This is a genomic window from Bacillus sp. BPN334 (genome assembly GCF_008368885.1).
Classification (GTDB): Bacteria; Bacillota; Bacilli; order Bacillales; family Bacillaceae_G; genus Bacillus_A; species Bacillus_A wiedmannii.
The window spans coordinates 155,239-177,312 of record NZ_QOZW01000001.1; the positions used below are offsets into that span (position 1 = coordinate 155,239).

Annotated in this window: 19 protein-coding genes and 5 pseudogenes; 15 read left to right on the forward strand and 9 right to left on the reverse strand. The window is 31.7% G+C overall.

Annotated features, from left to right (window positions below; genetic code table 11):
- The first annotated feature begins 258 nt into the window (after positions 1-258).
- The 5 genes and pseudogenes from DN393_RS00790 (at position 259) to DN393_RS00810 (ending at position 5,732) form a co-directional block, all read left to right on the forward strand.
- Positions 259-1,278 (forward strand): alpha/beta hydrolase, encoded by a 1,020-nt coding sequence (locus DN393_RS00790; RefSeq protein WP_149173209.1) that lies wholly within the window; start codon positions 259-261, stop codon positions 1,276-1,278.
- 141 nt (positions 1,279-1,419) lie between these two features.
- Positions 1,420-2,862, forward strand: coding sequence for an IS4 family transposase (locus DN393_RS00795; protein WP_149173210.1), 1,443 nt, complete (start codon positions 1,420-1,422; stop codon positions 2,860-2,862).
- 264 nt (positions 2,863-3,126) lie between these two features.
- Positions 3,127-3,408 (forward strand): annotated as a pseudogene (locus DN393_RS00800) (transglycosylase); the annotation flags it as partial.
- Positions 3,409-3,805: 397 nt separating this feature from the next.
- The gene (locus DN393_RS00805; RefSeq protein ID WP_149173212.1) at positions 3,806-4,915 is read left to right on the forward strand and encodes an acyltransferase family protein; all 1,110 of its coding nucleotides are present in this window, start codon (positions 3,806-3,808) and stop codon (positions 4,913-4,915) included.
- 160 nt (positions 4,916-5,075) lie between these two features.
- Complete coding sequence (locus DN393_RS00810; RefSeq protein WP_149173213.1) at positions 5,076-5,732, forward strand: lysozyme family protein; 657 nt, start codon at positions 5,076-5,078, stop codon at positions 5,730-5,732.
- Positions 5,733-5,902: 170 nt separating this feature from the next.
- Here DN393_RS00810 and DN393_RS31830 read toward each other — a convergent pair.
- Positions 5,903-5,989, reverse strand: a pseudogene (locus tag DN393_RS31830) (IS6 family transposase); the annotation flags it as partial.
- A gap of 155 nt (positions 5,990-6,144) precedes the next feature.
- Between DN393_RS31830 and DN393_RS00820 the strand changes: the two are divergent.
- Entirely contained in the window at positions 6,145-7,329 is a 1,185-nt protein-coding gene (locus DN393_RS00820) for an FtsW/RodA/SpoVE family cell cycle protein (RefSeq protein WP_149173214.1), read from the forward strand.
- A gap of 376 nt (positions 7,330-7,705) precedes the next feature.
- On the opposite strand, the gene DN393_RS00825 is transcribed toward DN393_RS00820, so the two are convergent.
- The 4 genes from DN393_RS00825 to DN393_RS00835 form a co-directional block, all read right to left on the reverse strand.
- Positions 7,706-8,338: a recombinase family protein gene (locus tag DN393_RS00825; protein WP_255449630.1), complete on the reverse strand. Its 633-nt coding sequence runs from the start codon at positions 8,336-8,338 to the stop codon at positions 7,706-7,708.
- Between the two features lie 257 nt (positions 8,339-8,595).
- Positions 8,596-8,754 carry a hypothetical protein gene (locus tag DN393_RS31315; protein ID WP_179958490.1) on the reverse strand — a complete coding sequence of 53 codons (159 nt, stop codon included), beginning with the start codon at positions 8,752-8,754 and terminating at the stop codon, positions 8,596-8,598.
- A 283-nt stretch (positions 8,755-9,037) separates the two neighbouring features.
- Complete coding sequence (locus tag DN393_RS00830; RefSeq protein ID WP_149173216.1) at positions 9,038-9,811, reverse strand: HNH endonuclease; 774 nt, start codon at positions 9,809-9,811, stop codon at positions 9,038-9,040.
- Positions 9,808-10,998, reverse strand: coding sequence for an AAA family ATPase (locus DN393_RS00835; protein WP_149173217.1), 1,191 nt, complete (start codon positions 10,996-10,998; stop codon positions 9,808-9,810). Before DN393_RS00835 ends, DN393_RS00830 begins: the two co-directional genes overlap by 4 nt.
- A 190-nt stretch (positions 10,999-11,188) precedes the next feature.
- Between DN393_RS00835 and DN393_RS31320 the strand changes: the two genes are divergently transcribed.
- Complete coding sequence (locus tag DN393_RS31320; RefSeq protein WP_179958483.1) at positions 11,189-11,350, forward strand: hypothetical protein; 162 nt, start codon at positions 11,189-11,191, stop codon at positions 11,348-11,350.
- Positions 11,351-12,102: 752 nt separating this feature from the next.
- Here the strand turns inward: DN393_RS31320 and DN393_RS31835 are convergent.
- The 3 genes and pseudogenes from DN393_RS31835 to DN393_RS00845 all read right to left on the reverse strand — a co-directional run.
- Positions 12,103-12,192 (reverse strand): annotated as a pseudogene (locus tag DN393_RS31835) (hypothetical protein); the annotation flags it as partial.
- Between the two features lie 152 nt (positions 12,193-12,344).
- On the reverse strand, positions 12,345-12,611 hold the full coding sequence (locus DN393_RS00840) for a hypothetical protein (RefSeq protein WP_149173218.1): 267 nt from the start codon (positions 12,609-12,611) through the stop codon (positions 12,345-12,347).
- Positions 12,612-12,622: 11 nt separating this feature from the next.
- Complete coding sequence (locus DN393_RS00845) at positions 12,623-13,567, reverse strand: hypothetical protein (RefSeq protein WP_218944220.1); 945 nt, start codon at positions 13,565-13,567, stop codon at positions 12,623-12,625.
- Positions 13,568-14,348: 781 nt separating this feature from the next.
- Here DN393_RS00845 and DN393_RS00850 point away from each other — a divergent pair.
- Both DN393_RS00850 and DN393_RS00855 read left to right on the forward strand, forming a co-directional pair.
- Positions 14,349-14,873, forward strand: coding sequence for a C40 family peptidase (locus tag DN393_RS00850; RefSeq protein WP_149173220.1), 525 nt, complete (start codon positions 14,349-14,351; stop codon positions 14,871-14,873).
- A gap of 86 nt (positions 14,874-14,959) precedes the next feature.
- Positions 14,960-15,385, forward strand: a complete 426-nt coding sequence (locus DN393_RS00855; protein ID WP_149173221.1) for a DUF5065 family protein — start codon at positions 14,960-14,962, stop codon at positions 15,383-15,385.
- A gap of 203 nt (positions 15,386-15,588) precedes the next feature.
- Here the strand turns inward: DN393_RS00855 and DN393_RS00860 are convergent, their stop codons facing one another.
- A complete protein-coding gene (locus tag DN393_RS00860) occupies positions 15,589-16,008 on the reverse strand; it encodes a MarR family winged helix-turn-helix transcriptional regulator (RefSeq protein WP_149173222.1) in 420 nt (139 codons plus the stop codon).
- 359 nt (positions 16,009-16,367) lie between these two features.
- Between DN393_RS00860 and DN393_RS00865 the strand changes: the two genes are divergently transcribed.
- From DN393_RS00865 to DN393_RS31845, 6 genes and pseudogenes are all read left to right on the forward strand, one after another.
- A complete protein-coding gene (locus DN393_RS00865; RefSeq protein WP_255449637.1) occupies positions 16,368-17,561 on the forward strand; it encodes an MFS transporter in 1,194 nt (397 codons plus the stop codon).
- Between the two features lie 94 nt (positions 17,562-17,655).
- Positions 17,656-18,738 carry a threonine aldolase family protein gene (locus DN393_RS00870; RefSeq protein WP_149173223.1) on the forward strand — a complete coding sequence of 361 codons (1,083 nt, stop codon included), beginning with the start codon at positions 17,656-17,658 and terminating at the stop codon, positions 18,736-18,738.
- A gap of 31 nt (positions 18,739-18,769) precedes the next feature.
- Entirely contained in the window at positions 18,770-20,011 is a 1,242-nt protein-coding gene (locus tag DN393_RS00875; RefSeq protein ID WP_149173224.1) for an ATP-grasp domain-containing protein, read from the forward strand.
- A 383-nt stretch (positions 20,012-20,394) separates the two neighbouring features.
- Positions 20,395-21,066, forward strand: a complete 672-nt coding sequence (locus DN393_RS00880) for a hypothetical protein (RefSeq protein WP_149173225.1) — start codon at positions 20,395-20,397, stop codon at positions 21,064-21,066.
- 104 nt (positions 21,067-21,170) lie between these two features.
- Positions 21,171-21,326 (forward strand): annotated as a pseudogene (locus DN393_RS31840) (aminotransferase-like domain-containing protein); the annotation flags it as partial.
- 407 nt (positions 21,327-21,733) lie between these two features.
- Positions 21,734-21,835 (forward strand): annotated as a pseudogene (locus DN393_RS31845) (DUF8096 family protein); the annotation flags it as partial.
- Between the last annotated feature and the right edge of the window lie 239 nt (positions 21,836-22,074).

Here is a 22,074-nt window from a genome sequence, read left to right on the forward strand (position 1 = left end):
TTATAAATCATTTATTTATCTCATTCTATGTATTTCATTCTATGTATTCTCCTTATATAAACTCATTAATTATTCAACAAGAATTTTATATCATGTTTCAATCCATACTATATATAAATTTTATAGTGTTCTATTTTAGCTTTTGACACAAATTTATCTAAAAATAGTTCTAATTGTTTTTTGATAAGTTTGTTATACTCTTTTTATTAAGAGGTAAGTCAAAGTAATAACTAAATAAGGAACGGAGATAAATTTATAATGAAAATAACAAAACCTAAAGGGGTATGGAAAAAAAGAATGCTTCTATCTCTCATAATAGTTTTTGGATTGGCTCTTGCGGGAATTAGTTATTGGAACCTTTCACCAGTTCCAAAAGCATTTTTGATTAAAAAAGCATTTGAAGGCGGAACCTTCGTTCCGTCAGCTGATTATGAACATGCTCTAAGCGAAACAAAAATCGTTAAGGATATCAATTATAATTCTAAATTCCCAGATGGCAAATTAGACCTCATTTATCCGAAAAATCGTACAGAAAAATCTCCTATTATTTTTTGGGTACATGGAGGTGGATTTGTGGGGGGAGATAAATCAGATATTACTGGGTATGCGGTAGAATTAGCTGCTCGTGGCTATATAGTGGTGAATATAAACTATGCTCTTGCTCCTAAAAGAGAATATCCAACGCCAGTACTCCAACTAGGTGAGGCTTATGAATACATAAAAGAAAATGCCAAAAAATATGACTTAAATCTGAATCATGTTTATTTTGCAGGAGATTCTGCTGGAGCACAAATATCTGGTCAATTCGTTAATATTCAGACATCTGAAGAGTATGCAAAATTAGCAAAGATTGACGCTATTGTTAATCCTTCTACAATAAAAGGTGTACTGCTATTTTGCGGTCCATATAATATGCCTGAATTAGCTAAGATAGAATCAACTAAAGAAATACAAGATTTCATGCGTACCACTGGTTGGGCTTATTTGGGTAAAAAAAATTGGGAAGGATCATCAGAAGTAAAAATAGCTTCAATTTTAAATCATGTTACAAAAAAATATCCACCAGCATTTATCACAGATGGGAACACTGGATCATTTGAAGATCAAGGTAAAGCATTGGCTTCTGCTTTAGAAAGTAAAGGAGTGTCTGTAGATAGTCTTTTCTTTGATAAAAATGTTTCTGGTGAGTTAGCACATGAATTTCAATTTAAAATGAATACCCCAGCGGGTCTAGAAACCTTCAACAAAGTTCTGGAATTTTTAAGTAGAAGTAAATGATATGTTTAAAGTTACGATAAAAACAGAGTGCGATTTTCAGGAGTATCGTACATGTTCATCAAGATAAAATAAATTTGTATCTATATAATGAAATGAACGCTATTCTTTTTGTAGAAATATACAGAAAGGATGGCGTTTTTTATGAATCTTTCGATTCAAATTGAGCTACAATTATTTGCTGAAGAATTACATCAACATCTTACCCCTTCATTTTTAGAAAAACTTGCTAGAGAACTAGCTTTTGTACAACGAAAGCGTAAGTTTTCAGGACGTGACTTAGTTATTATCTGTGTCTGGATTAGTCAACGTGTAGCGAGTGATTCCTTAGTTCGACTGTGTAGTCAACTTCATGCTGTTACCGGAACTTTTATGAGTCCAGAAGGACTAAATAAACGTTTCAATAAGAAGGCTGTTTGCTTTTTAAAACATATTTTCTCCACATTATTAAAAAAGAAAATTTCTGATACATCAGTGATTCCAAGTTCTTCAATCATCTATTTTCAACGGATTCGTATTTTAGATACAACGATTTTTCAAGTGCCAAAACATTTAGCTAGTGTGTATCCTGGATCAGGTGGTTGTGCACAAACAGCGGGTATAAAGATTCAACTAGAATATGATTTACATAGCGGACAGTTTTTAAATTTTCAAGTTGAACCAGGGAAGAATAATGATAAGACATTTGGAACAGAATGTTTAGCGACATTACGCCCTGGCGATCTATGTATTCGGGATTTAGGCTATTATTCACTGGACGATTTAGATCAAATGGACCAACGAGGCGTGTATTATATATCCCGGCTTAAACTAAACAATATGGTGTATATCAAAAATGAGTTTCCTGAATACTTTCGAAATGGGACAGTAAAAAAAGAGTCTCAGTACATCAAAGTTGATTTAGAACAGATTATGAATACCTTAAAACCAGGACAGGTCCATGAAATAACAGACGGTTATATTGGAAAGGATAAAAAACTATTCACACGAGTTATTATGTATCAATTAACTGAAAAACAACTTCGTGAGCGTATGAAAAAACAAATGTATACGGAAAGTAAAAAGGGCATTACATATTCAGATAAAAGCAAAAAATTAGCTGGTATTAACATATATGTTACCAATATACCTTGGGAGATTGTTCCGATGGAACAAATACATGATTTTTACTCTCTTCGCTGGCAAATCGAAATTATCTTTAAAACTTGGAAATCACTTTTTCAAATCCATCATTGGCAAAATATCAAACAAGAGCGATTAGAATGTTACATTTATGGAAAACTAATTGCTATTTTTCTATGTTCTTCTACTATGTTCAAAATGCGACAGTTGATTTTACAAAAGAAACAAAAAGAATTAAGCGAATATAAAGCCATTGGAATGATACAAGATCATCTATACATCTTGTATCAAGCTATACAACAAGACACTCAAGAAATAACAAAAATCTTATGCCGTCTATTCAACCTCTTACTGAAAAACGGACGAAAATTTCACCGATATGAGAAGAAAACAGTCTTTGATATCTTGGGTGTTATTTATAAGTATAGTGGATTGGAAAAACAAAAAAAATCACATGATTTTTAAAATTGGGTTGATTGAGGTTTATTTGGCATGCTCATTTTTAAGGACACAAAGTATTTTAAGAGTTTTTCCGTTCATATGAACGAAAGTGCATTTTGTTTTGGCTCTTAAGTTGATGGGCATGTAAGGTGACCCCAAATAGTCCTTTCTTCAGAAAAATTCAAACAAAAAAACAAGACCAAACTTCAGTCCTGTTCCAGAGGAAAAAAATAACCGAAAAATTGAAGGGACATACTCAATCACTAATTATGGTTGGATATGCACCTTGAAAGCAAGTTTGATTCAAATGCAGTTGGAGATCAGGGCACATCCCTTGGACTGCTTCAAATCCATCGAGGTGGATTAGCACCCAGAGATTTAACGAACGAAGATTTGAAAAATGCAGAAACCAATACTCGAATTGCAATATCTAATATGACAAGTGCATATAACCGTGGTTTACAGAAAAGTTTAAAAGGACCAGATCTATTAAAACCTGTTGCTAATACCTCAGGTTGGCCTGGAAATAAGGGTGTTCAATGGGCAGAGCAACAGACAGACTTTAATCAGTCAACGAGTAGCAAGGGTTCCCTTAGTATAATTATGTAGTAAACTTCATGCAGCCACTGGTACCTTACTCAGCCTTGTGGGTTTAAATAAACGCTTAAATACAAAAGCAGTTTTGTTTTTGCAACATATTTTTCTTTATTGTTAAACAAAAACGCTGTGAACAAATACAGATTTTAACATTTAAAATAAATAAGTATGTTTATGCGTTTCAATAAATTGGAATACCATCTTTAAAAAAACTTTAGATAAATTTTATTTTTTCTTTCGATAATTATTCTATAATTTATGCTTGAATATGAAAAATCTCTTTAAAAGATACACAACTTTTTTTGTAGTATCGAGGGTTTAAATGACCTTTATTAACAGCTAAATCTACAATTGACAAGGAGAACACTTTATGAATAAGAGAATAAACGAATTAGACTCAATACGAGGACTAGCGGCTATCACAGTGGTATTTGGACACTTTTGTTTAATGTTACCATCGTTGCCTAACTCTATTAAATTTTCCCCGCTTAGGTTTTTATGGGCGGGTGGAGAAGCCGTAATCGTTTTTTATGTACTAAGTGGTTTTGTGTTATCTATGGCACTTTATCATTCAAAAACAAATTATTGGGGATATTTAATTAAGAGATTTGTAAGAATCTATATTCCTTATTATTTTTGGATAATCATTACCTTTGCTTTATTTATTTTGTTTTCACCATATGAAGTTACGGGACTACGAGATTGGTTCTATGATAAGTGGCAAGGACCTATAACAAAATTAGATATTATGAATCACTTTGTACTTCTTAATAACTTTTTTACGGATAATTATAATCCGGTTATCTGGTCATTAGCTCAAGAAATGCGTATATCTATCGTGTTTCCCTTGTTATTCCTTCTGTTTTATAAACAGAGTTGGAAGAAAACGATACTGTTTGCTATGAGCTTTTCTTTAATTGGTATTTTCCTTAATATGTTGCATATTGGGAAAGCTGAGGGGTTTTATAATGGTTATGCCGATACACTGCATTTCACATCTATGTTTATGATGGGAATGCTACTTTTTAAACACCAGGAAGAATTTACTCAATTATATAGAAGTATGAAAAACTTAAACAGAAAACTTCTTATCGCATTAGGGATCTTTCTATATCTATATTCCATTATGATTTATGGGCTTTCTAGTAATGATACTACTTTCTTATTAAAAGATTGGGGAGTCGTAATTGGTGTTAGTATAATAATCATTATGGCAATGAATAACCTAAAGGTAAAAGCTATTTTAAATAAGGGTGTATTTGTATACTTAGGGGAAATTTCATATAGTATCTATTTATGTCATTTTCCAATCACGATGGTACTCTTTAAACTTTTGTATGCAAAGATACCCACCCTTTTTCTTCTTATCTTATGTATTACAACGACAATACTTTGTTCTATATTATCGTATCATTTAATTGAAAAGAAATGTATCAATTGGGCAAAACAAAGAACAGCAAGGTTCAAAAAAAAAGTGTGACATTTGTAGGGGGACGGAAACGATTCAAAGAATGACCCGCTTTGAAAAAACCTCCAATTCAGGCGGTTGTTTTTCTTTAAATTTCTATATTAAACTTTGCACCTAAAAGAAATAATTTTGAGTCCGAAAAGGTACGAATTTTTAATACAAGGAGGAGTGTATGAAGGATACGATTAAAACACGATTTATTATATTATTCTATATTAGTATTTTAGGTTTAGGAACCATGCTCGGAATATTTTATGTTAAACATAAAACCAATATTCAAAGAAATAAAGTGATTGCTACCGAAAAACGTTTATTGCAATATGAGCCCACTTTGAAAAGAGAATTAGAGAAATATAATTTAGGAGAGAAAACAGCAGTTGTATTAGGAATTATGTACCAAGAGAGTAGAGGTGAGGGTAACGACCCTATGCAGTCTTCTGAATCACTTGGATTAAAGCCAAATGAAATTCAAGAGACGAGCTCGAGCATTAAACAAGGGATAAAACACTTTGCTCAAATGTACAAATATGGAACGGAAAAAGATGTTAGCATGGATACAATTATTCAAAGCTATAATATGGGACCAGGGTATATTGATTTTATTGCTAGTCAAGAAGTTAAACAACACTCGGAAGATTCGGCCAAAAATTTTTCTAAGATGAAAGTTGATCACAATCCTGAGATGTACACTTGTGGTGGAAATAAAAATAATTTTAGGTATCCATATTGTTATGGTGATTTCACATATGCAACAAAGGTGAATGAAAAAGCAAAACTTATTGAAGAACTTCTCCGGAAAAACCCAAAATATAATTCAGAAAATTTTTAATGTAAGAACTTTAAGATTCATGTGAGAGATCTATTAAATCAGGTCATAGTGATACCCGTATTCTAAAAATAGTCTGACTACATGTCTGGTTCAGATAAGTTTGGAGTGACTCATGCAAAGTAGGCAGGAGTTAAAAAGTACTCCACCAAGTCACGAGAATTTAGGTTTTACCGTAGGTACCATTTCACGTTCAACAAAATAATATTAGGTTGATAATGTCTCTATTTAAATAAACTCTGCTTATCCACACTAATCATACACCTTTTTAAAGTAGTCTAATCAGTATGGATAATTTTGAGAATGTTCAATCTCTCCTTATTATTGTAAAATTATATTAATAAATGTTAATGTACACATTAAAAATAGGATGGTTCCTATAAATAGTAAATACAACAATGTCTAGGGGGGTGAACTGGTGGGGAAAATAGTTTTTTTAAAAAAATTAGATAAGAAACTAATATTCATTTTATTCATATTATGTGTCACCAGTATTGTTGCAATATACAGTAGTCAGCAAACCGGGCAATATGGTAACCAAAATTTTGCTATGAAACAAATGATAAATTACGCCATCGGATTTGTTTTATTATTAATTGTTGCCAATCTCGATTTAGATCAATTACAAAAATTAGCTTGGCCGATTTATATTGTGGGGTTCATCTCAATTATCATCTTAAAGGTATTACCAGTATCAAGTTTTACACCTGAAATATCAGGTGCAAAAAGATGGTTTAGATTTCCAATTATTGGTGCTACTCAACCAGCTGAATTTTTTAAGCTTGCCTTACTTCTTCTGGTCGCAAGTTTAGTCGTAAAACATAATGCACAGTATATGGCACGGACATTTCAAACTGATTTACTTTTGATTGGTAAAATATTTTTGATATCTATTCCACCAGCGTTACTTGTATATAGTCAACCCGATACGGGAATGGTGTTCCTATATATAGCAGCCATTGCATGTATTATATTTATGTCAGGAATTCAAAAAAAGTTAATCGTACTATGTGCAGGAATTCCTATGGCTGTATTGTCTGCTTTAATATTTATATACGTAAAATATCCAGATATTTTCTTCAATAAGTTAGTTACTTTATTAAAGCCTCACCAACAATCGCGAATTTTAGGCTGGTTAGATCCATTTCAGCATACAGATCAGGGATATCAAACTCAACAATCACTTTTAGCTGTTGGTAGTGGAGGGGTAGAAGGAAAAGGCTTCGGTTCTGGAAATGTTTATATTCCAGAAAAACATACTGATTTCATTTTTGCCACAATTGCCGAAGAAGGCGGTTTTATAGTTGCCACTTTTATAATATGCATATTCTTCTTACTGCTTTTTCGAATACTTATAATTGGTAATTCCGCAGGTAATTTATTCGGCACCTTACTATGCGCAGGAATTGTAGGCGTTCTAATGTTACAATTTTTTCAAAATATCGGTATGATTGTGGGATTAATGCCTGTCAAAGGTATTGCACTTCCATTTTTATCATATGGCGGAAGCTCTTTATTTTCGAATATGCTAATGATGGGGCTTATTCTATCCACACGAAAAACATACAAAGAATATATGTTTTCAGTGAATCAGCACTAAATATCAAATAAAAAGTGCTTATACCTTAAACTATTCGTGGAATAACACGAGATGAATAAAAAAGTTTACAGAGCTATAATGACAGAGGGAGGAGAATAATAAATCTACAAATTATGGGTTTTGCTCTTTGTAAGGATGAAAAGTGAAAAGAACAACCTTCCATCACTGGGTGCAGATTTTAAATATTTAATACCAGATGATATCGAAGAAAAATAAAGAATATTCCTGTTGCAGAATCCTTATTATAAGGATTCTTTTTTTGTATCAAAAATCTACAAGGGGTACCGTCCGCATTTTAACGAAAATATATGTTAAGCAGAATTCGACATAAAATGAGCCGAATTTCTTACTCTAAAGAATATTCGGCTCATATGTTTTATTTGGTCTCTTCATATTCCTTCATTATTTTATAAAATGTGTTTTTCTTTAGTTCTAACATTTCCATAAACATAACAGCAGTTATTTCTCCACTTTTCCATTTTGAATGAGTTTCTTCTATTATATGTATTTGTTGTTTGCTTAAGGTCGAAAGGTTTACCTGAGGACGGCCTAAATGTTTTCCTTGAGATTTAGCTACCGCAATCCCTTCCGCTTGTCTCTGATGAATTTTTTTTCGTTCTTGATCTGCAACATAAGAAAGCAATGATAAAAATTGATCTTCCATTAATCGTCCCATATCACCCATATCACGAAATTTCCTACTATCAAACAGGGTTTCATTTTCTAAAACTACGATATCAGCTTGTAATTCTCTTGTTATATACTTCCATTCTGAAATTACCTCATCATAATTGCGGCCCATACGATCTAAGGCATCTATGTAAACAATATCACCTGTACTTAATATCTTTCGTAATAATTGATATTGAGGGCGATCAAAATGTCGTCCACTTGCTTTATCGACAAAAATGCGTCGAGCTTCCACTCCTCGTTCCATCATCTTATGTAACTGACGTTGTTCATTTTGATCTTTTGTACTTACACGTATATATCCATAAATATTTGCCACGTTTTGTATTCTCCTTACATTTGTTACCACAATTATACCATTATTGTTTATAAAGGTGTTAATTAAAAATAAACGTTTATAAAATAATTCGAGTCACCTTTGTAAACTTGATATTCCAACGTTTCATAGATAGAGCCCTATAGTTTATAAAGGTATACCTTTACAAACGAGCATTGTAAGATTGGATTTTTATATTCATATGCATTTATTTTCATATAAAAAAACTTGTAGTAATTACTACAAGTTTTTTTGGATTTTTAGTTTTTTATGGTATCGCTAAGTTGTTCAAGTAAGAAGAGTACATCAGATCTTTCTAGTGCGGCTTTTATAGTCCCATCCTGAAAAATAATATAAGTTTCTTTTTGTTCATCTGTTAGTAATCGTCTGTTATTATTTTGAGAATTGATAATCGCCATTTTCTTTTATCATTAACGAGTTTAACCTGATTTTCAAAATTCAATCCTAATTGTGGTAATGGGGGGATTCTATCCTTTAAGGTTGATTTTTAATCTCAAATTTAAGTATTGAAATTCTCTAAATCTCCATGTATTATTTTTTTGTATTTTCTCACTTTCCTAAGCCGAGAAAACATCATTACTTCTGATAGGACCCAAGCTCCAGTAGTTTCTTTTTATTTACTTGAACTCATTATTTAATCATTTTATTATATTTTCAGTTCTTACATATTTTAAACGATATTCAAATGACAGTACTGGTTTTTTGGGGCACGATTAATGCATTTTTCTCTGCAGTAGCTAGTAAATTTTGATGTTCATATTCCCATAAATCACAATTAGTCATTATTTCTTTTAGTCTATAAAAATCAGTGTTTGTAAATAAAATTGAAGCCACTGTCGCGGAAAATTGGGCATCTGGTTGAGCTTCTTTAAGTAATTGTATACTTCCATTTATAAGAGCACTTCTATTTCTAGCTGTAGAATCAGTACCATTGTTGAAGTTTTCAGCACGATCTAATAATGACTCTATTGTTTGAATTGCCTGTACTCCAATATTCATACGTACTTGTACTAATCTATCAATTTGATTTAAATTTAAGACACTGACGCTTGTTTTGCCTTTTTGATCTTTCCCTCTAATCCAGTAGCTGTTGTACATTGTTAAATGTTCATTTGGCTTGTCATTAGCGGGATTAATTATAGGCTCTATATTTGAATCATGCTTCCTTTTGGTTGAATTACATCTTTTACAACTAGGTAATAAATTATCCCATTCTACTACCTGATTAGGATAATCATCTTTCGGTAAGAAATGTTCTACCTCCATATACTGACTTTCTTTGTCTAGTTTACATTCACAGTAAGCACATTTATTGTGGGACATTTTTAAAAGGGCGGACTTAATATAAGATTTTGCCCAAACATTTTTCTTATTATTAATGAATTCTTTAGTTAATCTATCTTTTTCTACATCTGTAAGTTGTTGTGGACGGCCAGGACGATGTAAACGAATCAATTTATTTTCCCCCCAGATTGTGCAACTTGTAAGTTTAAAACTTTACGGAGTGGATTACCTGGATGTAACATCAAGTCTAATTTTTTGTATATTGATAATATTTCGTGTGTATTTTCATTCTCTATAGCTTGTTCAAATGCTCTTAGAGATTTTGTATAAATAGGAGAATGAGTACTTTCTAATCCCATAACATCTATCAAAATTTCTTCAACTGTCCACCCTTGAAATCCATATTGACTGCTTGGTAACTTTCTAACAATTACTTGTCCATTCTGATCTATTCCTAATGGAATTAGTTCAGTAATTTCAGCATTTTGGATCATATGTGGACTGTGAGTTGTAGCAATAATTTGTGCCTTTGGTAAAACCTTCTTTAATAAATGAATTAATTTTGATTGCCAATGTGGATGTAAATGAAGGTCTAATTCATCGATTAGAACTAATCCTTCGAAATCTCGAACACTTATACTTTTTTCTTTTTTAAATCGAAATTCTATTTCCTTTATTAATCCTTGTATAATAAATAGACAGGATTTAAAGCCTGATGATAGATATTCATAATAGATTTGTCCGTTTGGTGTTTCTAATAGAATATCAAATGTATCACCTTGAACAGTCTTAAACTGGATATTTTCATCTAAAATTCCAAAGCATTCTATTGCAAGCTCCATATTCTTTTTTTGAGATGCATTAGGTTGATCATTTATATGACTAAAAACGTATCTATTTATAAACCAATTTTTAAAGTCAGAAAATTGGGTTCCTTGAGGTGTATTCTGTTTCACCTGATAAGATTCTCTCTGTGGATCTTTTGAAATAGCGTCTAGACTTTGATATGAGAATGATCGTTCAGTTTTAAAATATATAAGATTATTGGCTAAATCCCCAGTCTCTGAATGCCAACCAACACTTTGAAGAGGTTCAAAGTTGAGTAAGGTATATGTAGATGAGATATTTTCCTGATCTTTAGTAGAGTAATTTATTTCACATTTACCTTCTTGAAAATTTGCATTTCTTTTAAGTATTTTGCTGGTTCCATCACTAAAAACTTCAGCAATACTTTCTAAAATTGTTGTTTTCCCTACACCGTTTGGTCCACAAATTAAATTTAATCCTTTATTAAATTTAATTTCTAAATGGTTAATACCACCAATACCGCTAATTTTTAAGTCATTTATAACTAACATTAGTTCAACCCCTTTGGTTAATAAAAACAAATTTTCATGGAAGATAGTTTGAAATATTGAATGTGTAGAATCTATAAAGCAAATTTATTTATTAGAAAGAACATTTAATACTCATATAAAAATAAGTAACTTTATTATATTATATTTACATCTAATAATAAAAATATTTATGATATAGGGGATAATACATATGGTAAAAGAGAACAATAAAAATAATAATGAAGAATTATTGCATCATATGTTATCTCAAGGTTGGGAACATATTAATTTACTTGGAGAATACCATTTTAATTCAGAAAAACTGGTATTGTTAGATTCTTTAAGACCATTGAAATTTCTTAACATGGTTTGAAATGGGGAAATTGGCTTGAAAATGGGCTTAGTGTTATAAGTCTGCATTTTCCTGACGTTACCCCAGTACCAGATAGCTTATTTTGTAACAAAAATTAAATATTATTAAAGGGTGAAAGGTATGTTTAATCGAATAACACCAGGAGAAGCAATTTTAGGAGCAATCGCAATTACAACCAGATATACAATCAGTCAAATTCAATAAAATACCTATGAAAGTAGATCCTTTATTCTTTGTTATATAGAAATTACACATTAATTCATATTTAAACCATTAAAAAAGAAAAGAGGATTATCTGGCTTAAGATAGAGGGATATCCTTATGATTAATAGTTACGTATATCTATATCTACATTCTAAACATATATATTATTCTTAAGTATAGATAGTTGTCTTTCAGTAAGAATGCACCATTCTTCTCTATTTACCTATTCTTATATTTTTTATCATTTATTATGATATAGATATTGTTTTAAAGTGTTTTGTTCAAAGTATTCAATTGAGATTTTTTAGGTGTTCAAGATGGTTATTTATTATCCTTTTTCGAATTCACGAAATTTTCAAATATAAAAGACGCATATTTTAAGATCCAGTGTATAATAAAATCAACCCGTGGTTATAGTGTTTGCTCCGATTCAAATTATGAGATAGTTTGTTTCACCTTTTTACAATATCTAAAAAGAACTTGTAGGATTCCTACAAGTTCTTTTTTTACACATTTATTAACGATTATTAATAATACGCTGAATACGTCTCCAGGTACAACAGCTGCTCTGCAAACACTTGTAAACTTAATCTTGTTGACTCAATGGATGGAAAGGCATAAAATGCTCCACCTGGATGAAATGACACAAACTTGTTCATAATGCATTTATAGGATGCTATATTAATGAATATAAAATAAAAATCAGCATTCAGAAATATGATTTCTATTTAAAGAAGGAGAAACAAACTGGTTTTTATACGAGTTCTTTCTCCTTTTTACCTGTATGCAATTAAATTATTTTCCCTTTGTTTATGCCAATCATTAAAGCTACGGCAGGATCAATATTATTGTCAGCTGAATAGATACCCAAATCTATCACTAATAAAGGTGTCTTATCATTCCGGGTGTTTTCATATTTTTTAATTATTGGCTTTACCTTGCTGTATAAGTATTTTCTTTTAGGGTCTGTTAATTGTCGATATTGTTTTAATACATTTGTCGGACTCATAATACTTCCAGACATCTCTATTAGCACATTTATTGCATTTATATTCATTATTTCCTCCTTTATTTATACTTTTTCCATAATAATGATACTTCTTCAAAAATCACTTCATGATTGCTTAACAATTGTTGAACGTCTTGTACTTCTTCTTTAGCAAAATAGTAATATTTAATTGATTTAAGCTTTAAATTGTCATTTATACCCTGAAAAATATGAGTATCGTTATTAGGTGAAAATCCCACGATTTCTATTTCACCTTTTATATCCTCGAACTCTTTAATTGGATAACTTTCCTTAAAGTATAAATCTTTATTTTCTTTTTTTAGTTTAACCCCTTCAGCAATATTTCTTAACATGTGATTATCATTAGTAGCCCATTTATCTACAGTCTCTTTTATTTCCTCATTAGTTGAATACGCGACTACCATCTTTTCAAAAGCTTGATTTGCATTCCTAGCCTCATTAATATTAGATTTTTTCAAATATCCACTATAGGTAGTTAAAACATTAGAATATAAATAATAATATCTTTCATCTATATTAAAATCTTTAATTGGGCTATCAGATAATTTATTTCTAAAAGATTCCTTATTGTATATTTCTTTTCTTACATTAAATGATCCATGCAAATAATTAACTTTTCTATTAGTGAAAACCTCTATGTTTTGGTCATAATTCGTGGTAAATAGATTATCAAACTGGTTAAAGAATGTTTTTAACTCTAGAGGAAAATTTTCATGGTTTTTATTAACTTTCCCACTATTAAAAATTGAATATATAAAAAATGCTTTTAAAGCCTCTCTAATATAATATCTATCAGGATTGACAATATTATTTTTATTACAAACTAAGTCATAAATTAAATAATAATCTTCAAATCCGATATCAGTTATATTAATACTTTCAAACACTTTATATCTTCTTTTAAAATCTTCCAGATGAAATTTTTCATAAGAACAAGTTGTGTAATTATCGTATTTTCCATTTAGTATCTCTCTAACTGCCATAAACAATCTACCTAGCAAGGATAGAAGATCTTCCGGCTCTTCAATTATAATATGCTTTGGAAAATCAGGATTGTAAGTTTTATTTATCGCTCGAAGAATAATAGATTTATTTGTGTTTTCTCCCCCCCCATATTGAATATTGATCCCATTACCAAAAAGTAAAGTTTTAATAATTTTTCCCCCTCGTAAAATTTGATTTATATTAACTGCTTATTTGAACTTAATCCATATCTGAATATCCTCATTTACATTATATATCATAACAAATTAAGCTCATGGACTTTCAAAAAAAACACACTCCTTACAAACATTTTCGTGAATGTTGTATCAAAAGGAACACCTTTTTGGAACACATTTAAAGATTACAAAGAAAAAATGAGTTTTACAAAACATACAAAATGTTAAACAGTGATATCATGCGTTTTTCTATGGTATTACTGGTTTTTTTCGCTATAAAATGAAAAGAAAAATAATATCAGTTTGACAAAATAAAGTTATAGTTAAACTAAGTTTTACATAAAATAGTTATCTTTATTTATCAATAAATATCACAATATTCAAATTATTTATTTTTATACTTTTCTTGCATAAATAATTAATCTAATCCCTTAATTCATTGAATTGAAACAAAGATAGTAAAATAAAACACTAATATAAATACAAAATATGAAAAATATGTAGAATACTGTCTAATTTATTATGTTTGTTTATAATTATATTCGAATTATCCTATTAATCGAGAGGGATACAACCTTACAAAAGATTATAGGAGGAGAAATTTATGAAGAAAATTTTAATTGGGGCATTAACTTTTGGTGTCATGCTAGGATCGGGGAGTGGTTTTGCTTCTGCAGATGAAATTGATAGTGTTTCTCAAAATGGAAATACAATACAATCGATATCAGCTTCTAAGACAAAATCAATAACTGCGAGCCAATTTAGCAAAGTCTATGCAGAGATGAAAAAATATGAAGGTAAACCATATAAATATGGGGGGAATAGTCCTAAAACTGGATTTGATTGTTCAGGTTTAATGCAATGGGGATATGGAACACAGGGGATTAAACTACCACGTACAGCACAAGATCAATATAACAAAACTACACGTATCGATAGAAAGGCACTTCAACCAGGAGATTTAGTTTTCTTTAAAGGTACAGTTCCAGGCAAATCAGGTATTACTCACGTTGGTATGTATATTGGTAATAATAAGTTTTATAATGCTAGTAATTCTGGTGTTGGTGAAGCTAGTTTAAATAGTTCTTATTGGAGCAAATATATTGCAGGGTATGGCCGAGTAAAATAAAAAATACATTATAAGATTCCATCTTAAAGAAATTTTCTATTATTTGGGCTTTCTGAATAACAGAAATATATGGGAGGTAGTTAACGATGAAAAAAATTAGCGCATTAGTACTTACAGGAGCTTTAGCAGTAGGAGGATTGACTGCAGTAGAAATGATTAAACCTACGAATCAAGTAGCAGCTGCATCGGATTGGGGTTTCCCAGATTATCGAGTCATTCATCATAATGCAGAATATATGCCAGAATTAGCAGTAGGGAATTTAAGACAGGGACAAACGTTTAGTGCGACAATAAGAAAAAATTATATAGATTCTGGTCTTCTTAGGATTTATCGTATTGGTTACAACAATGAACTATATCTTATTAAACAAGTCAATGATTCAAATTCTAGTAAAGGTATAGGAACATTTACTGCACCAATTAATTCTACGTATGCTCCAGGAACGTATACCACTTTATTAAAAGTAGGTAATAATTATTATCATGGTGGGACATTTGAAATTAGACTCTAGATTTAATGCATCCTAAAAACTAGCGCCAATACAAAAAGAACTGAAGTCATAATTGACCTCAGTTCTTTTTGACTAATTATTTCTTTAGGAGTATTTCAATGTTTCAAAAGGTACGACTTTCTGGACACTTAATATTAACAAATGTAATAAATTTCAGATGAATAAGGATGCAATATAGCATCCCTTCGGTCAAGTTCTACTATTTAGTTGTCAGGAAAGAGTTTCTTTGCACTTTCGCCAAGAGTGTTAAAAGCATCAAGTATCTTGTCTTGTTCATCGACTGTTAAGGATTCAAAGATTTGATTTATTTTTTCTTCATCTAGCTCAGTATGCTGCTTTAACGCATCTTGTCCTTTTGTCGTTAGAGAGACAATCACTTGCCGTTCATCTTTTGCATTTCTTTTCTTAATAACATACCCTTTTTTTTCGAGTCTTTGAACATGTTCTGAAGTGGTATTGTGTGATAGTGCCATTACCTTAGAAAGAAAGTGTATGGTCACATCTTCGTTTTTACTGATGATTTGAAGAAAACGAATATTTTGATGTGTAAGTACCTCTTTATAATTGTAATGCAAGCTATAGTAAATATCTGTCCATGCTTTATTTAGTTTCTGTGATATCATATGTACCCTCCCTTTATATCGTGTGAAACGAAATATTATGACAATTACATTGAAATGTCAAATGTTAAGTATGTCCATCCTATGTAATGCCCTAAAGAAGTCGTTTTCTTTTATTTATTGGAAATAGTTAGAATTTTTATTTGACAGCGTATTAAGTTTAGGTTATTATATCGTATGTAGCGATATAAATTAATTTATCGGTAATTTATATCGTATTAAACGATATAAATCCAAGAGGATGACTCTTTTTTTAGGTATTTATATCGTATCCTACGATTTAAAAAGGGGGAAACATGGAAAAACTTTATATTCTTAAAAACCGAACGTTTTTATCTTTCTTTATTGCGTCACTTATCACTATGTTTGGAGAAGGGATCTTTAGTTTAGCTAGCATTGTTATTATCTCTAAGAGCACAGGATCTGTTATGTCGATTGGTTATATGCTCATCGTTACAATGTTGCCTTCTGTATTTCTAGCTCCCATAGTTGGGGTGGTAATTGATCGATTTAATAAAGCTAAGATTGCAGTTGCATGCAATATAGCTAGGTTTTTATTCATTGCAATGGTGCCATTATTGAGCTATTTAGGAATCTCATCCTTATTTGTAGTTTACGCTTCAATTTTTCTAAGCTACATCGTGTGGTACATACTGGGACCTACCGCGGAAAGCATGATTAAAGTCATGCTGGAAAAGGACCAATATATGCAAGGGACTTCCCTCACACAAGCCTCATGGCAGGTGGGACTTATGAGTTCAGCTATCTTAGCAGGTCTATTACTTAAACATCTAGGAACAAATTTTACTCTTTTGTTTACCAGTCTTGTCTACCTTTTAGGTGCTTTTCTATACTTTAGACTATGTAAGCATTATGTAGAAGAACAACATGTTTCTGCTAAGAATACTGGTTATCAGAATTATTTCAAAGACATTACAGTTGGATGGAAATACTTCATAAAAAATAAAGGTTTGCTATGTCTTGGGCTTGCAGCTTGTGTTGCTACTCCTTTCTTCAGTTCCATTAATATCTTAATTGCTCCGTTTAACTCGAATATATTACATGGAAATGAGTTTACATTGGGGTTAATCGATAGTGCAGCAGGCATTGGTAGCTTCATCTCAGTAGCCTTCTGTTTATGGCTGTCAGCGCGAAACGGCTCTGCATATTACTTAATGCTTTCATTTTTAATGCTAGGTGGATTTACCATTTTATTTAGTACATCTAGTCGGTACTCCGAGGCCTTTATCTTGTACATAATCATTGGTTTTTTTGTAGGAAATGTAAAAGTGCTATCTAAGTCACTCGTATATAAGTACGTAGACCAACTCTTTGTAGGAAGAGTCATGACTTTAATTTCTATGCTAGGACTCATACTTGGTATCGTAGCATCTATCGCTATAGGATATCTCGGTGAGCGTAATATTGTACAAGCATATTATGCAGTAGGGATTTGTTTGGCTATTCCTATTGTATTAACGGCACTCGGCATACTTAGCATTAAAAAGCAAGGTGAGGGTAGTGAAGGAGATGAAATTGTAATTTCCAAAGTATAAACAATATGTAATCACTATACGTGTTAGCAGCATCAATATCTTTAATAACAATACAGACCATGAGAAAAATGAAAACTATGGAGAGTGAATTTAAATGATTGATTTAAGAAGCGATACTCTAACTACACCATCAGAGCTAATGAAACAAGCAATGTTTGAAGCACAAATGGGAGATGACTGCTATGGCGAAGACGAAAGTGTGAATATGCTGGAAGCATATTGTAAAGAGCTATTTCAAGTCGAAGGAGCATTATTTATCCCAAGCGGGACTATGTCAAATCAATTAGCTATAAGAAGTCAAGTAGAGGAAGGAAATGAGATAATTACTGAGGTCAATTATCATATTTCCTTCTATGAGAGTGCTTCAACCGTCATGTTAAATAGAGTGGTACTAAATACTACGAAGACATCCGATGGCTTATTGACGGCTGATATTGTTGAAAAATTAATCCATGCTAAACCACGTGGTTACTTATATGCCCAGCCTCAATTAGTAAGTATAGAAAACACAATTAATTATTACCAGGGGCGGACTTTCCCCCTAGAAATCATTAGAGATCTAAGAGAATGCACTCAGCAATATAATTTGGCCCTTCATATGGATGGTGCAAGGTTATTTAATGCTCATATGGCAACAGGGGTTCCCTTAAGTACATATGCTCAAAATGTAGATACATTTACAGTGTGTTTTGCAAAAGGTCTAGGTGCTCCGTTCGGTTCCATGTTAATGGGAACCCATGAGGCTATTTGTAATGCGAAGAAGTACCGTAAACAGTTTGGTGGCGGCTTGCATCAAATAGGAATGTATGCACGTGCAGCACACTATGCCATGGAGAACAACATGGTTAGACTTCGTGAGGATCACAGACTAACAAAATTATTAGCAGGTCACCTTAACAATCATGACGCAATACATATAGCCGAAGATCAAGTCGAAACCAACATACTATTCATTGATATTAGTAATCTTGTAATCACTTCTGAGATATTTGCAGAACGCTGTAAGCAAAAAGGAATATTAGTGTTCCCATGGTTGCCAAATGTAGTACGAGCAGTCGTACATCAGCACATTACAGAAGTTGATATAGCTCTAGCAGCTGGAGTAATTAAAAATGTTTTTCAAGAAGCCCTTAACACAGGTCCTAATCCCATTCTCAAGGAACTCTGTTACGCCTAAAATTATCAAATATTAAAGGAGATTAAGTAGAATGAAAAATATCTTATTTATTGAAACTAATACAACTGGAACTGGTGCAAAGGCAATGAAAATCGCTCAAAAGAAGGGATATAAAGTCCATTTTTGGACCAGCGATATTAAACAATACGATGCAATAAAGGTGAATAATCCTTTAGATATTGCGGATGAGATCCTAACGATAGACACATACGATGTTGAAAAGATGATGTCTAAAATCTCAGATGAACATTATATATTTGATGGCGTGTTGGCATTTGATGACTATCACCTAATTCCGGCGACACAAATTGCTCAGAATTTACAGCTGACAGCTACCGATTTACATGCTTTAAAATTAGTTAGATATAAGCATCTTATGAGAGAGTATTTCAATAAGAGAGCTCAAGATCTATTATTTAAGCAACCTGGATTTGCAATAGTTGATCCTGATACGAATCGAGATAATATAGATATCAAGTTTCCTTGCGTATTAAAGCCTGTAGACGATAGCGGAAGCAATGGAGTATCTATCTGTAATAGTGAGGGTGACCTCAAACGCGCTTTAGAAGCTGAAATGGTAAGGAATATCAACGAAAGAGGATATAGCCTAGAGAGAAAATGGTTAATTGAAGAATTTATACAGGGAGCAGAGTATTCCGCAGAGATGTTATACACTTCAGAAGGATGGAAGCTCATTTCAGTAACTCAAAAAGATATTTATGGTATTCATGCAGTGGAAAGCGGTCATGTGACTTCAAAAGATTTAAGTCCCATTAAAAATCTTGAAGAGTATTGTGTTCAACTGTTGTCCGAATTTAACCTGCAATCTGGGGCCGCGCATATAGAATTTATTGTAAAAGATGATGATCCTTATTTAGTGGAAATTAATCCAAGGTTGGCGGGTGACTGTATTCCAGACTTAGTTGAAATGGCTACTGGAGTGGATATGGTAGAAGCTGTTCTAGATCAAGCAGTTGGAATGCCAATTCATATCGAATTGCAGCGATCTAAGTCTGCTGCTATACAATTTTGCATCCCGGAGCAATTAGGCACCTATGTAGGGGTACACAACGTAGAACAAGCGGAGAGTGTGACTGGGGTAGCAAAGATTCATACTGTTAATCTTCCTTTTCATGTAGAGAAAGTTTCTAGTAGTTACCATAGGCTCGGGTATGTCATAAGTGAAGGTGATACACCAATTGAAGCTTCTATATCAGCTAAACAAGCAGTAAGCTTAATTCAATATACTGTTCAACAAGAAAATGTAATCTAATTCAGGGAAGGGAACATAACATGAATATTGTAGAGACACCAATGAGGTTCTTTCCCTTTATATGTCATAAATCTACGACTTAAACAAACTCTGGTATGGATAATTTATGAGACATCTGGCTGAGAGATCAGCCAATGTGACCTTTGTTTTAAAAGGAATGATTACTAGATAGAATTAAAAATAGGCTATTCTTTTGCACAATCCTGCAAAAGGAATAGCTTATTTTGGGGTACAGCCGAGATACGTGTATATCTAGGCTGTACCCCTATTTAAAATGCGTCAGATTTTTTTGGAAATAAAGAATTTTTTGGTGGTAGAATTAAGGGGAAGACAAGTAACTCTAAAAACTATCTTATTTTGTATAAAAGGAGAGTGAAATTAAATTGAATTTAGTTCAGAGACTTCATATTAAAAATAAATATTTGGATTACTTACTGTTTGGTGATTGGCCAGAATTAAAGGGGTTATTTGAAAACATATCTCCATGGGTTGGTGGTAGGATTGATGAACAAGAAGCAAAATTTTTATTAACTGAAATGGTATGCTCTATTTTTGAGGTTCCATTTAACGTAACATTTGGTTATCGAGAACACATTATTAACAAAATTAAAAATAAACCAGGTTATAAAATGATTGAACAAGAAATGAAAACGGAAATTGCTCGGCTATATAATGTAACACAAGAAAAACTTAAACCAGAGTTTAGAACAAACAATGTATTACTATATCGGGGATTAAATCAAAATGAGCTAGATTATTTTTATAAAGACTCATCTAAAATAAAAACTAATATGTTGTCTTCGTTGACTATTGACCCTAATCGTTATTGTAAAGAGGTTCAAGTTGCAGTAGAAGTTCCAATTAAAAGTATCTTGTTTTATGAGGATTTATGTCCTATGAAAGAAGTAATAGAGGAAGATTATGCTTTTTCCTTAGGCTTACATGTGGAAAGAGAAGTGATTGTTTTTAATAAAGAAGAGTTTTTGGAAATTAAAGAAGTTACCTATACAGATGAAAGAGGAAAAAGATTAAGAGAAGCTGAAGAATCATTTTAGCAGCATGTAATTTACTATTTATTAAGTAGGGGTCCCGCCACATCGCTATCAAGCTAAGAAAAGTAAATACCCCCAAAATGTAAAAAATGGGCTCAATTCTTATGGATTTGAAAAGGCACGGTATTAGAGTTTTTCATTCTAATCGTTTTCTAAGCGGTCAGACCAATCCGGATAAGTATTTGCGTATTGCACTTTCTTCTACAAATTCATTGGATGAGTTAAAAGTTGGGTTGAAAATATTAAAACAGTATCTTAATTAATTCAAAGATCATACACCATCTATAAAAAATAACGGGGTACGACTTAAAATCTTGTGCCACTATGATCTATAAAAAAGGGTTGCCTCAAGCAACTCTTTTTCTCATTTTTTAGTTGAATCAAACTATAAATATTCTCTTTGTTACTTCATAATCTGGCCCGATTGCGGAACAAAAATATAAGAAATAACTTCAGTAATACTATAAAATCAATTCAAAAACCAGCCCCACAAACGACCGTTTATTGTACTTTACTTATTTCTATCCAGATAGAGAAAAATACTATTTAAATTCAGTTTCAAAACTCATTACCAAAAATAAACGCTCCTAACATGTTAGTCATATATAATATGTTAGGAGCGTGATATTTTAAGTGTTTTTTAGATTTAGGTCTTGATAATAAAATTAGCGGTCGTTGTGATAACTGTGGCAATACCGCGTTCAAAAGTTCCGTTAAAGATTTCATCTTTCTAAGAGAATGTCGTCAATGTGGTATGAAGAAAATTATTTAGCCCTGTTAGGGCTTTTTTTATTGGCTCTTATCTCCAAAAATGCCTTTTACTAAATAATATTATTATCTAATACATAGGTAGTAAAGGTTTGTGAAAATACATATTTTAATAAAGAAAAGACACCTAAGGTGCCTTCCTCTGACTTGAACCACTTTAATTTTAATAACATCATTTTACAATCACAAATATATCTTTAATCTTTCATATGATATTTTATCATTTTTTTCAGTCAATTGCAT

What these genes read in the sequence shown, in the direction of transcription:
- DN393_RS00870 (WP_149173223.1), top strand. Translation starts at nt 17,656, where the DNA reads ATGATTGATTTAAGAAGCGATACTCTAACTACACCATCAGAGCTAATG.
- DN393_RS00835 (WP_149173217.1), bottom strand. Translation starts at nt 10,998, where the DNA reads ATGTTAGTTATAAATGACTTAAAAATTAGCGGTATTGGTGGTATTAAC.
- DN393_RS00875 (WP_149173224.1), top strand. Translation starts at nt 18,770, where the DNA reads ATGAAAAATATCTTATTTATTGAAACTAATACAACTGGAACTGGTGCA.
- DN393_RS31315 (WP_179958490.1), bottom strand. Translation starts at nt 8,754, where the DNA reads ATGGCGATTATCAATTCTCAAAATAATAACAGACGATTACTAACAGAT.
- DN393_RS00805 (WP_149173212.1), top strand. Translation starts at nt 3,806, where the DNA reads ATGAATAAGAGAATAAACGAATTAGACTCAATACGAGGACTAGCGGCT.
- DN393_RS00840 (WP_149173218.1), bottom strand. Translation starts at nt 12,611, where the DNA reads ATGAATATAAATGCAATAAATGTGCTAATAGAGATGTCTGGAAGTATT.
- DN393_RS00865 (WP_255449637.1), top strand. Translation starts at nt 16,368, where the DNA reads ATGTTTGGAGAAGGGATCTTTAGTTTAGCTAGCATTGTTATTATCTCT.
- DN393_RS00850 (WP_149173220.1), top strand. Translation starts at nt 14,349, where the DNA reads ATGAAGAAAATTTTAATTGGGGCATTAACTTTTGGTGTCATGCTAGGA.
- DN393_RS00790 (WP_149173209.1), top strand. Translation starts at nt 259, where the DNA reads ATGAAAATAACAAAACCTAAAGGGGTATGGAAAAAAAGAATGCTTCTA.
- DN393_RS00810 (WP_149173213.1), top strand. Translation starts at nt 5,076, where the DNA reads ATGAAGGATACGATTAAAACACGATTTATTATATTATTCTATATTAGT.
- DN393_RS00795 (WP_149173210.1), top strand. Translation starts at nt 1,420, where the DNA reads ATGAATCTTTCGATTCAAATTGAGCTACAATTATTTGCTGAAGAATTA.
- DN393_RS31320 (WP_179958483.1), top strand. Translation starts at nt 11,189, where the DNA reads ATGGTAAAAGAGAACAATAAAAATAATAATGAAGAATTATTGCATCAT.
- DN393_RS00845 (WP_218944220.1), bottom strand. Translation starts at nt 13,567, where the DNA reads ATGGCAGTTAGAGAGATACTAAATGGAAAATACGATAATTACACAACT.
- DN393_RS00860 (WP_149173222.1), bottom strand. Translation starts at nt 16,008, where the DNA reads ATGATATCACAGAAACTAAATAAAGCATGGACAGATATTTACTATAGC.
- DN393_RS00855 (WP_149173221.1), top strand. Translation starts at nt 14,960, where the DNA reads ATGAAAAAAATTAGCGCATTAGTACTTACAGGAGCTTTAGCAGTAGGA.